The 13,809-nt window shown below is 33.8% G+C and carries 14 protein-coding genes; 1 reads left to right on the top strand and 13 read right to left on the bottom strand.

Annotated elements, in window-relative coordinates:
• Nucleotides 1-2 precede the first annotated feature (2 nt).
• The 4 genes from sufU to sufC are packed head-to-tail and all read right to left on the bottom strand — an operon-like array spanning nucleotide 3 to nucleotide 3,734.
• Nucleotides 3-452 (bottom strand): Fe-S cluster assembly sulfur transfer protein SufU, encoded by a 450-nt coding sequence (sufU, locus tag RYK07_RS00555; protein ID WP_314851907.1) that lies wholly within the window; start codon nucleotides 450-452, stop codon nucleotides 3-5.
• Entirely contained in the window at nucleotides 439-1,674 is a 1,236-nt protein-coding gene (locus tag RYK07_RS00550; RefSeq protein WP_314851906.1) for a cysteine desulfurase, read from the bottom strand. The genes sufU and RYK07_RS00550 overlap by 14 nt, the downstream gene beginning before the upstream one ends.
• Nucleotides 1,661-2,953: a Fe-S cluster assembly protein SufD gene (sufD, locus tag RYK07_RS00545; RefSeq protein WP_314851905.1), complete on the bottom strand. Its 1,293-nt coding sequence runs from the start codon at nucleotides 2,951-2,953 to the stop codon at nucleotides 1,661-1,663. The genes RYK07_RS00550 and sufD overlap by 14 nt, the downstream gene beginning before the upstream one ends.
• A 10-nt stretch (nucleotides 2,954-2,963) precedes the next feature.
• A complete protein-coding gene (sufC, locus tag RYK07_RS00540) occupies nucleotides 2,964-3,734 on the bottom strand; it encodes a Fe-S cluster assembly ATPase SufC (RefSeq protein ID WP_006702912.1) in 771 nt (256 codons plus the stop codon).
• 222 nt (nucleotides 3,735-3,956) lie between these two features.
• Here sufC and RYK07_RS00535 point away from each other — a divergent pair, with 222 nt between their 5' ends.
• Nucleotides 3,957-4,697, top strand: a complete 741-nt coding sequence (locus RYK07_RS00535) for a gamma-glutamyl-gamma-aminobutyrate hydrolase family protein (RefSeq protein ID WP_314851904.1) — start codon at nucleotides 3,957-3,959, stop codon at nucleotides 4,695-4,697.
• 256 nt (nucleotides 4,698-4,953) lie between these two features.
• Here RYK07_RS00535 and RYK07_RS00530 read toward each other — a convergent pair whose 3' ends face one another.
• From RYK07_RS00530 to RYK07_RS00490, 9 genes are all read right to left on the bottom strand, one after another.
• The gene (locus RYK07_RS00530; protein WP_314851903.1) at nucleotides 4,954-6,213 is read right to left on the bottom strand and encodes a peptidoglycan bridge formation glycyltransferase FemA/FemB family protein; all 1,260 of its coding nucleotides are present in this window, start codon (nucleotides 6,211-6,213) and stop codon (nucleotides 4,954-4,956) included.
• The gene (locus tag RYK07_RS00525) at nucleotides 6,203-6,580 is read right to left on the bottom strand and encodes a glycine cleavage system protein H (RefSeq protein WP_314851902.1); all 378 of its coding nucleotides are present in this window, start codon (nucleotides 6,578-6,580) and stop codon (nucleotides 6,203-6,205) included. Before RYK07_RS00525 ends, RYK07_RS00530 begins: the two co-directional genes overlap by 11 nt.
• Nucleotides 6,573-6,938 (bottom strand): arsenate reductase family protein, encoded by a 366-nt coding sequence (locus tag RYK07_RS00520; RefSeq protein ID WP_314851901.1) that lies wholly within the window; start codon nucleotides 6,936-6,938, stop codon nucleotides 6,573-6,575. Before RYK07_RS00520 ends, RYK07_RS00525 begins: the two co-directional genes overlap by 8 nt.
• Nucleotides 6,939-6,950: 12 nt before the next feature.
• Entirely contained in the window at nucleotides 6,951-8,198 is a 1,248-nt protein-coding gene (locus RYK07_RS00515; RefSeq protein WP_020991312.1) for an FtsW/RodA/SpoVE family cell cycle protein, read from the bottom strand.
• A 433-nt stretch (nucleotides 8,199-8,631) separates the two neighbouring features.
• Nucleotides 8,632-9,990, bottom strand: a complete 1,359-nt coding sequence (locus RYK07_RS00510; protein ID WP_006702918.1) for an FAD-dependent oxidoreductase — start codon at nucleotides 9,988-9,990, stop codon at nucleotides 8,632-8,634.
• A 292-nt stretch (nucleotides 9,991-10,282) separates the two neighbouring features.
• Complete coding sequence (locus tag RYK07_RS00505; RefSeq protein ID WP_314851900.1) at nucleotides 10,283-10,636, bottom strand: PH domain-containing protein; 354 nt, start codon at nucleotides 10,634-10,636, stop codon at nucleotides 10,283-10,285.
• A gap of 4 nt (nucleotides 10,637-10,640) precedes the next feature.
• Entirely contained in the window at nucleotides 10,641-11,969 is a 1,329-nt protein-coding gene (gene dcm, locus RYK07_RS00500) for a DNA (cytosine-5-)-methyltransferase (RefSeq protein WP_314851899.1), read from the bottom strand.
• Nucleotides 11,970-12,043: 74 nt separating this feature from the next.
• Nucleotides 12,044-13,534, bottom strand: a complete 1,491-nt coding sequence (locus RYK07_RS00495) for a Sau3AI family type II restriction endonuclease (RefSeq protein WP_314851898.1) — start codon at nucleotides 13,532-13,534, stop codon at nucleotides 12,044-12,046.
• A 40-nt stretch (nucleotides 13,535-13,574) separates the two neighbouring features.
• Nucleotides 13,575-13,778: a hypothetical protein gene (locus RYK07_RS00490; protein WP_314851897.1), complete on the bottom strand. Its 204-nt coding sequence runs from the start codon at nucleotides 13,776-13,778 to the stop codon at nucleotides 13,575-13,577.
• Nucleotides 13,779-13,809: the final 31 nt, after the last annotated feature.

The following is a 13,809-nucleotide window of genomic DNA, read 5'->3' as shown; positions in this document are numbered from 1 at the left end:
TTTTAAATTCCTTTCTTATTTTTCTGTTCAACTGCTTTTTCTAATGCTTTCCATGCTAAGGTTGCACATTTGATACGTGCTGGGAATTTAGAAACTCCACTTAGTAAGGCAGCATCTTCTAATCGATCTTCATTCACACTTTGACCTTGCACTAATTTTGAAAAATCATCTGCTAATTCCAAAGCTTCTGGTAAAGTTTTTCCTTCTAAAATATCACACATCATACTGGCACTCGCCATACTAATCGAACAACCTTGTCCATCAAATCGAGCACTCGTAATATGACCATCATCTGATAATTCTAATTGTAACTGCAATACATCGCCACAAGTCGGATTATTCAACTCGATAACTTCAGCCTTTTTTTCAGTTTGAATTCCTTTATGACGAGGAAAATTCGAATGGTCTAAAATCACTTGACGATATAATTGATCTAATTTAGATAAAGCCATCTGAGAAAAACTCCTTTACTTTTTGTAATGCTTCTATGAAAAATTCAGCTTCTTCCATTGTATTATAAATATAAAAACTAATACGAGCAGTCGAAGAAACACATAAATCTCTCATTAACGGTTGCGCACAATGATGTCCTGCACGAATCGCTACGCCTTCCATATCTAAGGCTGTCGCTAAATCGTGAGGATGAATACCATCCATTGTAAATGAAATCACGCCACTTCTTCTTGAAACATCCGTTGGACCATGAACGGTCACACCTTCCATTTTTGTTAATTTGTCATAAACATACGCTACTAATTGTTGTTCATGGGCATGAATATGATCCATTCCAATTTGTTCTAAGTAATCAATCGCTGCTCCTAGAGCAATTCCACCGGCAATATTAGGTGTGCCTGCTTCAAATTTCCATGGAAGTTCATTCCATGTACTTTCTGTGTCATACACGAAATCAATCATTTCTCCACCAAATTCAATGGGTTGCATTTCTTCTAATAGTGCTTGCTTCCCATATAAAACGCCAATACCTGTTGGAGCTAACATTTTATGACCACTAAACGCATAAAAGTCGCAATCCAAATCTTGTACATCTATTTTCATATGCGGTGCTGCTTGAGCTCCATCGACAACCAATACTCCTCCAACTTCATGGACGATTTGTGCTAATGCTTTAATTGGCTGAATGGTTCCTAAGACATTTGAAGCATGCGCAATTGAAACGATTTTTGCTTTATTCGTTAAAACTTCTTTTGTAGCTTGTACATCTAGCTCCCCTTCCTCAGTTAATGGAAGGAAGTTTAAACTAGCTCCTGTTTGAAGTGCTAATTGTTGCCATGGAACAAAATTAGAATGATGCTCCGTTTTACTAATCCAAATCTCGTCTCCTTCATGCAATCGATATTTGGCAAAACCTTGCGCTACCCAATTTAATCCCGTCGTTGTTCCTCTTGTAAACAATACTTCCTTTATCGAAGAAGCATGAATAAAGGCTTGCACCTTTTGACGACTCGCTTCATAGGCATCTGTAGCTAGTTGGGCTAGTGTATGAACGCCACGATGAATATTCGCATTATAATGACGATAATATTCTTCTATACAACGAATCACACTTTCAGGCTTTTGCGTTGTAGCGGCATTATCCAAATACACTAACGGTTCATCATTAACGGTTCTAGTTAAAATTGGAAAATCTTTTCTAATTTGATTAACGTTCATCATTTTTCGCCAACTTTTGATCAATCATTTCTACTAATTCTTTTTGTGTATTTTGTGCTGGAATTGCACTAATAACAGAACCTAAGAATCCACGAATGACTAAACGTTTCGCTTCAGCTTGGCTAATTCCACGGCTTGTTAAGTAGAATAATTGTTCATCATCCACTTGTCCCACACTTGCCGCATGTCCTGCTGTTACTTCATTTTCATCAATTAATAAAATTGGGTTTGCATCTCCACGTCCGCCTTCAGAAAGCATTAATACACGGCTTTCTTGTTGCGCATCTGCGAATTTTGCTCCTTTAATAATATGACCAATTCCATTGAATGTTAATGTTGATTTATCAAGAATAACCCCATGTTGTAAAATATGTCCTACTGAGTGGTTTGCATAGTTTGTCACTCTTGTATCAATTCCTTGAACTTGTTTACCAGTTGAGATGGCAACCACATTTACTTTTGCAGTAGAACCTACTCCACGTAATTCACTATCGAAGTCTGCGATTACATTTCCGTCATTCATAATCCCTAATGCCCATTCAATCGTCGCATCTTTTTCTAAGTAACCACGACGGTTAATATAGGCATCCGTTGGTTGTCCTAATGTATCAACCGCTGCAAAATGAACTTTTGCTCCCTCTTTTGCAATCACTTCTACAATGATATTTGCAGTATTTTTACGATCTCCAATACTTTCAAAACGTTCCACATAAGCGAGTGAACTATTTTCTTCTGCAACAATTAATACGTGTTTAACAAATGCTTCGTCTACTGTATTATTTTGTACGAAATGAGATTCAATAATATCTTCTAATACAACATTTTTAGGAACATAAATAAAAATTCCTGAATTAACCATTGCTGCATGATACGCTGTTAAGCTATCCTCATCCACTGGTACAGCTTTTGTCATATAGTATGGTTTCACTAATTCTGGATATTGTTGTAATGCTTCAAATAAATCCATTACTAATACATCTTGCATCGCTGTTTCAACATTCATCTCTTCCCAGTAAGAAACTGCTCCTAATTGAACAATTTTTGCACTTCCTACTGCACTTGGAATGTCTTTTTCTAATTCTGTAATGAGTGAGTTTGCTTCTCCAATTTCACTTTGGAATAAATTCCAGCGATGGAATTTTACACGCTCAATAAATGGTAATGGTAATTGTTTCGCTAATTCCAATGCTTTTAAACGAATGTCTAAAAACCAATCTGGTTCATTCTTTAGAAGTGAGAATGAAGTCAGTTGTTCTGGTGTTACGGTTAATTTCTCTGCCATTCTCTTTCTCCTATTCTTGATGTTCTAAAGAAATTCCTAATTCTTCACTAATTCCTTTATATCCTTCTGCTTCTAGACGTTTTGCTAATGCAGCATCTCCAGTCATTACAACACGTCCGTCCATCATAATATGAACAACATCTGGTTCAATATAGTTTAATAAACGTTGGTAGTGAGTAATAATTAATGATCCAAAGTTTTCCCCACGCATGGCATTCACACCACGAGAAACAACTTTAAGCGCATCAATATCTAACCCTGAGTCGATTTCATCTAAAATAGCAAAACTTGGCTCAATCATCATTAATTGAAGAATTTCATTACGTTTCTTTTCTCCACCAGAGAATCCTTCATTCAAGTAACGTTCTGCCATTTCTTCTGGCATATCTAAAATCGCCATTTTCTCATCTAATTTTTTGATGAACTCACGAACACCCATTTTATTGTCTTCATCACGACGAGCATTAATGGCTGAACGCATAAATTCTGCATTTGTTACTCCAGCAATTTCACTTGGATATTGCATTGCTAAAAATAGACCTGCACGAGCACGTTCATCTACTTCCATTTCAAGAACGTTTTCTCCATCTAATAAGATTTCTCCTTCTGTCACTTCATAACTTGGATGTCCCATAATCGCTGCAGAAAGAGTTGATTTTCCTGTTCCATTCGGTCCCATAACTGCATGGATTTCTCCAGTATTGATGGTTAAATTAACACCTTTTAAAATTTCTTTATCTTCAATTGACACATGTAAATTTTTAATTTCTAATGTTGCCATTATTAAGCCCCTTTCAAAATAAATCCTCAATCATATAACAGAATTATTTATCTGTCACATTAAGAATATTTTATCTTAAATGAGAACGATTATCAAAAGATAACGTTTCGAATTCATATCTTCTATTGTAAGTTTTTCACTTATTTTCACATAAAAAACTTTTCATTTTCATGAAAATGGAGTATCATATAAACTACTTACAATGCGAAAGGGGAAAAATAGATGCAACAATATCCTTTAATAGGAATTTCAGGGAATCATCGTCAAGATAATACTGAACATGATACCTATATCCTATCTTATGCACCTAACGGTTTTGTTACTGGTTTAGAAAGAGCAAAAGCCATTCCAGTAATCTTACCGATTGTTTCTCAAGAAACAGCTCACGAATATATTTCAAGAGTTGACGCATTAGTTTTATCAGGAGGGCAAGATGTTTCACCTCTTTTATATGGAGAAGAACCTCATATTAACTTAGGAAGAACTTATCCAGTAAGAGATGCGTATGAACTTGCGCTAATTGAAGAAGCTTATCGTCAACGTAAACCAATTCTTGCCATCTGTAGAGGTATTCAAATTTTAAATGTTGCTTTTGGAGGTACTTTATATCAAGACATTCAATCGCAATATCCAGAATCAACGATTTTACATGTTCAAAAAACAATGCCTTCTACTGCTACTCATACGATTGAAATAGCAGAAGGTAGTGAATTATCTAAAATATTTGGAACAAATACAGCGATTAATTCGTATCATCATCAAGCAGTTAAAGAACTTGCTCCAAACTTCAAAGCTGTTGCTTGGAGTTCAGATGGATTAATTGAAGCTTTTGAATCAAATGAAGAAGGACAATATGTACTAGCATTACAAGGTCATCCAGAAACAATGGTGAACGATTACGAAGGAATGCAAGAATTGTTCAACCATTTTGTACAATACGTAAGAGAGAAAAGACTTTTCTAACATGTAGTATTTAGGACGCAAATAAAGAGAAAATGTATGGCAGTTCACTGTCTCATACGTTTTCTCTTTTTGTATATCGTTAAAATCGGAAGAAATAGACTTTTCTCCGTAGCAAAAGTAATAAAAGCCACTAAAAAGTGGCTTTTGTTACTGGAAAATTCGAGACCTTGGCTCGAATTTTAGGTATGAGACTTTCAAAGCAAGGCTGCTACCGTCCTTTTTGCTACTTCACAGAAAAGGCTATTTCTGTAGATTGTTATATCTTCTTAAATTTCGCAATAAACCCTAATACTGGACTTAGTGTTTTTGTGAAGTTACCGACTGGTTGTACGAGTCTTCCTCCAAATTGACGTTTGAAGTTAAAGTTTCCTTCATTTTGGTTCGCTTGGTTCGTTTCAATCGTTCCATAGAAATTATAATACTTAAATCCATTGTCTTTCGCATATTTCATCATTTCCCAGTTCAATAAGCTTGAACCTCCAAAGTTTAAGTATTCTTCATGAGAACCACCAAATACTGAAATCACTTCATCCCCATAACACATAAATAAGTATCCTGATAAAGCTAACATAGGATTATGAATATCTAATGCTTCAAAAGTCTTTTTACGTTTTTGATAACTCGCTAATTGATCTTTTGCATCTGTAATCAATCCACGTGTTTTCTTCACATGTTTTCCTTCTTCTTCACGGACTGCTAATTCTTTTTCCAACTCTTCCACTCGATTCGTAAAGAATTCAATTCTTTCATGATAATAAGCTTTATAAGCTTCAACATCTAAGAAAGCAACCATGTATTTCACTTGATCTTGGAAAGCTTCTTTCATTTGTTGGAAATAACTGAAATCTTGTACTCGGAATCCTTTTCTAACAGAAGTTTCACTTAAAATAGAGTAGAAAATTTCTAAATCATCTAATTCTAATTCACGAATCGTAATATGAGATTCTACCGCTTTACGTAAGTCACGTTTTAATGAATTCGAATAATCTTTATAAATCGCTTCGCTATCTTCATATTCTGATAAGTCTTTTCTAAACAATTGCCCCATAACTGCTCGACCATCTAAATCTAAGAAACGGTCATATCCAGTTTTTTCAAAATTTGCTAATAATTCTGGATAACGACACTCTTCTACGACTTCTAAAGATTCATTAATCACTTTATTCATCATATATGGATTCATTTCTACTCTGGCAATGCCTTGTTCTTTCAAGAATTCTTCTAAACTTTCTAACATTTGAGGAAGTTGGGCAATTTTATCTTCTTCAAATAATGGACCTTGAATCATTACGGCTTCTTTGAAAAATCTAAAACGTCTACGGATTCCTACTAAACCTTGCGCAATCCATTCGTCTCCTTCTGTCCAAGCAATAAAGAATACTTCTTCAAATACACTACGTTGCTCATGAACTTCTGCCATTTGTCTTGTTTGTAAAAAATTGGCACACTCAAAACTTTCTTGACGTTGTTCAAAAGTTTCTGCTGAAATCATTTGTACTTGCATTCTAGTTTTCACACCCTTCTTTCTTCTCACAAACGATTGGTAAATCTTTATCTAATAAGCTCGCAAATGCTGCTTCATCCACTTCTTCTAATGTATAAATCCAGTTCACAGCTGTATCCACTTGGTTTAACATTTCAGGATTATCTTCTAATTCTGTATGCCAAGCAACTACTTTTCCTGATAATGGACTGACAAATTCTGTAACAGCTTTTGCTGCTTCCACACTCATAAATGAATCTTCTGTTGTTAAAGTTTCTTGGTTGAATAATTCTACAAAACTAACATCTCCAATATCATCTTGACCTTTTGGAGAAATGCCTACTGTATAACGATTATCTTCTTGTTTAATCCATAATCCATTTTCACTATATTTAATCATTTGATTCACCTTTCAATAATTGTTCATATTGTTCTTCTTTAAAACCGAAAAATACTGCTTTATCTGATACTAATAATGGTCGTTTAATTAACATTCCATCACTGGCTAATAATTCCATCGCTTTAGAAGTTTCCATTGTTTTAATGACATCTTTTAATCCCAATTTACGATATAATTCTCCACTAGTGTTGAATACTTTTGTTAGTGGTAATGCACTTCTTTCAAATAAGACTTGTAATTCTTCTGAAGTTGGATGATCTTCACGAATATCTTTTACTTCAAATGGAATATTGTGTAGCTCTAACCATTTTAAGGCTTTCTTACAAGTTGTACATTTTGGATGGCTATAAATAATCATGTTTGTTCTCCCTTACGCTCTTGCTTTTAAAAATTCTTCTGGTAATTGTTGTTGTTGTCTTGTTTGTTGGTTAAATGGATCCTCATCTTCTCCAAAAATATTACTCTTGAAGTGGTATCTCATCGACATCATTAACCCAATCCCCATCATATTTCCTAATAGAGAAGATCCCCCTTGAGAAATGAATGGTAATGGAATCCCCGTTAATGGTAATAACCCAATCGTCATTCCGATATTTTCTACAACGTGGAATAAAATCATCATAATTACTCCCGTTGCAATATAAGAATAAAACTCATTTTTTGTATCAAAACATACACGAATCATTTGATAAATTAAAATGAAATACACGGTAATTAAGAATGTTCCTCCTAGGAATCCGAAGTTTTCACCGATTGTCGCAAAAATTAAGTCTGATTCACGAACAGGAACGTAAACTTCTGAGTGTCCATATCCTTTACCGAACATTTTCCCTGAACCGATAGCTTTCAAGCTTTGGAATAATTGGAATCCTGCTCCACCTTGGTCACGATATGGATCTAACCATGAATCGATACGGCCGAATTGATAATTTTTGAATCCAATATTTAATAATAATTGTCGGTTATACACTACTAGGTAGATGAGTAATGAACCGATTAAAATGGCTGTTAAAATTAATGGTAATAAAATTTTCCAGCTAATTCCTGACATAATCATAACGCCGCCAAGAATCATTAAGAATACTAAGGTTGTTCCTAAGTCGTTTTGTAGAATAACGAGTAATAACGCTGGTAATGCATATGCGATTAGCTTTCCGAATAAATACCAGTCGGTACTTTTTGTACGGTACTTCGTTAACATGTTATGATGGGTCGCTACTTTTGCGAGCATCAGGATGTAGAAGATTTTTACGATTTCGGATGGTTGGAATGAGAAGCTTGCGATTCTGAACCAACTTTTCGCACCGGTTGCGGCTGCGGTTCCTCTGTCGTAGAGGAATAGGACGGCTACTAGGAGTATGAGTCCTATGATGTAACTCAGGGTGGTTAGTTTCCATAGTTGTTCTGAGTCAAATTGCATGATAACAATAATAGCGATTGTGCCGACTACGTACCAAGCAAATTGCATGAAGACGGTTCTGAGGGATCCGTGTGCTACTTGGATATAGGTGGTTGATAGTAATGTCGCTATGCTGATTAATGCTAGTAATAAGACGGGTAGGATGATTCCGTAATCGATGCGGGAATCTTGTTCATCGTACATAATTTTCCTTTTCATTGGTAACTCCTTTTCTGTTATTGTATCTAATGTCTGAGTTCTATATTCTTGTAGGAATATAACGTACTTATTGTAACATAGAAACGAACAGAAATGCTAATTCAATCCTACTCTTTATTCTTTTTTAGAGAATACTCGTGAATAGAAACAGAAAATAATTTTCATTGTAGCCGGACGCCAGCAAACCCTTTTGGGTTTCATGGCTAAAAATTGAGCCTTGGTCTCAATTTTTCCTAATCATATAAACCACTCTCTTGTGGTTTATATGATTGCTACTATGAAAATTTTTTCTGTTTCTATTCACTCTCCTTGATTTGAAGTGCGGTTATAATGGTTCTTCAACTGTAAAACCGATTTGTCAGGAGATAAAAACGCAAAAAAACGACAAGTGTCTTTGGGATACTTGTCGTTTTTGTTTCATCTTTTAATTGAATTATTTGCCTTCAGCTAATACACGTTCTTGTTCTACTGCAGCTTGTCCTAAGATGTTTAAATAGTTCCATGGACGGTCGAATACTGGTTGGAAGAAGAAGTCTACGTATGCTAAGTCTTCGATTGTCATTTTGTTTTGGATTGCTAATGACAATGTGTTTGCAGAAGCTGTACAGTCGTATTTAGACATTACTTGTCCACCTACGATACGGTTTGTACCTACTTCGTAAACTAATTTCATGTAGATTTTTTCGTATGTTGGCATGAATTCTGGACGGTGATTATCTACCACGTATACAGAACGTACATCTAAACCAAAGTGAGGTGCGCTACCTACGTTTACACCTGTTGAACCAATGTTCCATCCGAATAAGTGTAATCCTGATGTAGATTGTGTTCCACGGTATTTAACTTTGTGTCCGTTAATGTTTTTACCAACTAAAGCACCCATACGTACAGCGTTTGTTGCTAATGGAATGTATGCGTGTCCTCCGTTAGGATTGTAGTTAACAGCACAGCTATCTCCAGCTGCAAATACATCTTTAACAGATGTTTCCATGTAGTCGTTAACGATGATAGCACCGTTAGGCATTGTTTCTAATTGGTCTTTAACTAAGTCGTTGTTTGGACGGAAACCTACACATAAGATAACCATGTCAGCTTCGTATTCGCCACCTGAAGTTACAACTTTGTTTACAACTCCGTTTTCACCTTCGAATGATTTAACCATTTCGTTTAAGCGAACTTGAACACCACGTTCACGTAAGTCTTCTTCTAAGATATCAGTGAATTCTGGGTCTAAGTATTTGTTTAAGATACGGTCTAATCCGTCAACTAATGTTACTTCTTTACCTTCTAAAGCAAATGCTTCTACTAATTCGATACCAATGTATCCACCACCGACAACAACGATTTTCTTCTTGTCAGTTTTCTTAGCAAAGATTTCTTTAGCTTGGTTATAGTTTTTACATAATTGAACGTTTTCTAATTCACGTCCTGGAATTGGAGGAAGAATTGGCCAAGAACCAGTTGTTAAAACTAATTTATCAAAAGTTTCTGTTTTTTCTTCTCCTGATTTTAAATCTTTAACAGTTAAAGATTTACCTTTTGTATCGATGCTTGTTACATCGTGTTCCATATGAACTTCTGCTCCTAATGAAGCTAATTCTTCTGGACTAGAATAGAATAAGCCTTGAGGGTCTTTAACAACTCCTCCTACGTATAACGCAATACCGCATGATAAGAATGATACATTGTCATTTCTTTCATATACTACGACTTGTGCGCCTGGGTTATCATTTAAAATTGTTTTTACTGCAGCAGTACCCGCATGAGTACATCCAACTACTACAACTTTCATTTTATGTTAGCCTCCTATGTTTTCATAATAAATAAGAATGATTCTCATCTACAAGTGATATCGTATACAATTTTTCGATAAAATGCAAACTTTTAGCTTACTTTTTTAATAATTTTTTTAATTTATTTTTAAGCCTGTAAGTGTTTCATATGTTATAACATTTTTTATAGACAAGAAAAGGATTTTTAAGGTTATAAAAGCGTCAAAAATATCTGAGTATCTCTTTGCAAAAGTCGCTTACGTTCTTTTAAATAAAAATACCGTGGACAATATTCATCCACGGTAAATCATTTTACAAAATATATTCAGCGAGTAAACGTTCAAAGGTGAGAATATTAATATCTCTCTTCAATTGAATCTTAATATTACCTGCCCTTGTCCATAATTCTACTTCTGAAGTGAAATCTAACATTCCGGCATTTTCAGTAGACCACATATGAACAGAACTATAGGGTAAAGAATAAATCTCCACCTTATTTCCAGTTAATCCTTGAACATCCTTAACAATTAATCGCTTGTTCGTAAAAATCGCCACATCACGAACGGTTCTAAATGCTCGTTCTGCTACTTCACCATTAATTAATAACTCCTGAACATCATGCGGCACTGGAATTTCTTTATAAAATATCCAACTTAAATTAGTCATCCTTTTAGTTCTCCATTCCTAAAGCAATTCTTTCTACAATAGATGTCACTAGCGCATTCCCCATAAAGAAATAACGCATTCTGTCGGCAACTTCTACAACTGTTCCATCTGATAATGATTTATATTTAGTCCAATCACAAGGGAAATCCTGTAATAATTCTGCTTCGATTGGTGTTAACAATCTAAAACCATCACCATATTTTAGGAAGTGAGTTGAACGATTCACACTACCTTCACTTGTTAACATAGTTCTACCAGGTAATGATAACTCATCTGTTTCACTCATTCCGCCTTCTGAAAAAGTATATTTAAATCCTTCTGAACTTGTACGCTCAATTTTTTTTGGACCTCTTAGATATTGGAATTTTTTTATCCTTTCCTCGTCCTTAATCATATATTGATCAATATATTCTTCATAAGCCTTTTCACCAAATTGCTCAACATAATACTGTTTCGCTTCTTCGACTACTTCCCCTAAAGTTTTTGCTTTTTCATATTTGGGAACAGTATCTACAGTGTAATAGAATCCATCTTTCATAATTCCGTTATTCCAAACTTGACCAGTAAAATGATTAGAAATATCTACAATATATTCATCAGAATGAACATCTTCTTCACTCAAATGATTCGAATAAATTCTCTTTTTATTTGCTTCTTTTTCTACAGGAAATTGTCTTGCAAATAAACCTTGTTCAAAAATATACTGTTCAAAACTTTCTGCCGTATTATCAGCAATAATATGTTTTGTTGCAAATTCTGAATCTGTTTTGTAAATAAAGAAAAATACTCGTCTTCTTCTTTGAGAAGCACCGTAATCAGCTGCATTAATGACACGCCATTCAACAATATATCCTAATTGATTAAAGGCTCCTAACATAATTGCAAAATCACGCCCTCTTTGTTTAGAAGGTGATTTTAACAAGCGATCCACATTTTCTAAAATGAGATAATCTGGTTGAATCTGTTTTACAGCACGAATAATTTCCCAGAAAAGAACTCCTTTTTTACCTTCAATTCCCTTTTCATGCTTTTTACTTCTAGCAACTGAATAATCTTGGCAAGGAAATCCTCCAACAATCATATTCACACCTTTTGATTTCATATCTGAAAAATATTTTTCAGAAGCAATCATGATGTCTTCATTACTATGACTAATTTCTGGATAATTATATACTCCCACTTCAAATGCATCTTGAGATTTTCTACTTGGTTCAAATTGATTCGTGTCTGTAACTTCAAAAATATCTTTACCTAGGGATTTATTTGCAGCATTTAGTCCAACTACAAATCCTCCAACACCATCAAACATTGAAAATACTTTATATTTTGACATGATAACCTCTTTCATTTTTCCCTGATTTTCTTAGCAAAGTATACCATGATTCCATCATTTGATCAACTAATTTGCTAATCCCATTTTCCATTTAAAACTTCTTGAATAAATTTTTTAGGCATCCAAAATGAATGCTTTGTAATTCTTCTTCCGTCAGGAAGCACATCTGTATCAGATAATTTACCTTTACCAATAAACTGACCTTTTTCAATTTCATAATACGTATTCGTTGCATGAATTTTCGTAAAGATATAAGGATTAATTTGACTTTGAGGAAAATTAGTAGAAACACCCTTATTAGTAATGGTTAACTGAATTCCATTACTAATTAAAGTTCTTGTTTCTTCCCAAACTCTTTTTGCTTCATCCATTAATCTATCTGGAAATCCCCAAAACTTAACATTATCTAATAGATATTCTCCATTTTCTGATTCTTTAAAGATAACAAACATAAATCGTTTATTACATATTTCCTTATACACATGAGATTCTTCCCAGTCATTATTTTCTACTAATTCACAGAACTGGTAATTTTTAAATGGGGAGTCTTCTTTTGGTAAATTATTTTTATCCACTCTAATCACTCGAAGATTCATATTTGCTTTTTGAAATTCTTGAGTTTGGTTAATATCTCCCGTCAATCCAATCATTTTTCGAATTAATAAACTATTTTTCCCTTTTGCTCTTTGATTGACTTCAAATAATTGATATAAATCTTTTTCTGCGTATCCTTTGTAAGTCATTATTTTTTCAACAATCAATTGAGTAAAAGTTTTTTTCGTTCCTTTTAACGTAGCAAGTACACTTTCTTGTTCATGATGGTTAAAAATACGATTATTAATTAAAAAAGTCATATAACTAGACTTTAATTCCCAAGCTCTTTGCTTAGCTGGTTCATCACTAAAAGGTTGAGTTCTCCAATCTTTTCCTTTTCCTGCTCCTTTTGTACAAGTCGACAAATAATTTCCATCAGATTCAGAGAGTTCATGAGCTCTTCCTTCTTTTATTTTTTTTGTTATTCGTTCGTAATCTTCCTTAATAACTTCCATATCTTCTTCAAACCATTCGAAAAGAAAAACTTTCTCAATCATATAATCAAACAATGTTTGTTCAGGAATTAATCCATTATAAAATAACAATAAAATTTTAGAACATTTCTTCCACAGATGAGTTCCATAAAAGTCCTCTAGATTTTCTTCCATATAATTTAAAATTGTTAAGACTAGACGTTCTTTCGCAACTATCGAACCGTCCTTATTAATTTTAAATGGGGTAACTTTTAACTCTACACCAATCTTTGAAAAATCTGCTTCAGGGTCACTATTAGGAATATAACCATAATAATATCTTTCTATGTAATTCCCATATTTTCCTTTAGAAGTTGCTTTAATTTCTTTATTTTCATATTGATTAGGTGTTCTATTTTTCAAATCTTTATAAGTTTTATAAGTTGCATCATCGTATTCTTCTAGAATATCTGAAAACTTACGATTTAAAATTTGATTTGAATAATGAAGAACTTCTTCAATATTTGAATTATCATAATTAAACAGGTTTTGTGTCATATACTATTCCTCTATTAATACTATTTACTATCAATTTATCTTAAACACTTACTACTTCAATCGTCTCATCAAATTCATCATTCAATAAATGCATTTCATCTATGTTCATAAATTTTTGATACATCATGTCTAATGCCTCTTGATTGTTGATGTCTTTTTCGATACTAATTAATGCTGTTACGAAAGTTTTATAATCTTTTTGCATCATTTCTTCAATAGATCTTTTTGTTTCTAAAAATTCCATTTTTCTACTTCCAATCTTTTTATTTTGTACT

Origin of the sequence: uncultured Granulicatella sp., assembly GCF_963528315.1 — a bacterium.
Classification (GTDB): domain Bacteria; phylum Bacillota; class Bacilli; order Lactobacillales; family Aerococcaceae; genus Granulicatella.
Note: the sequence above shows the minus strand (reverse complement) of the source record. Positions and strands in the feature narration are given on the sequence as shown.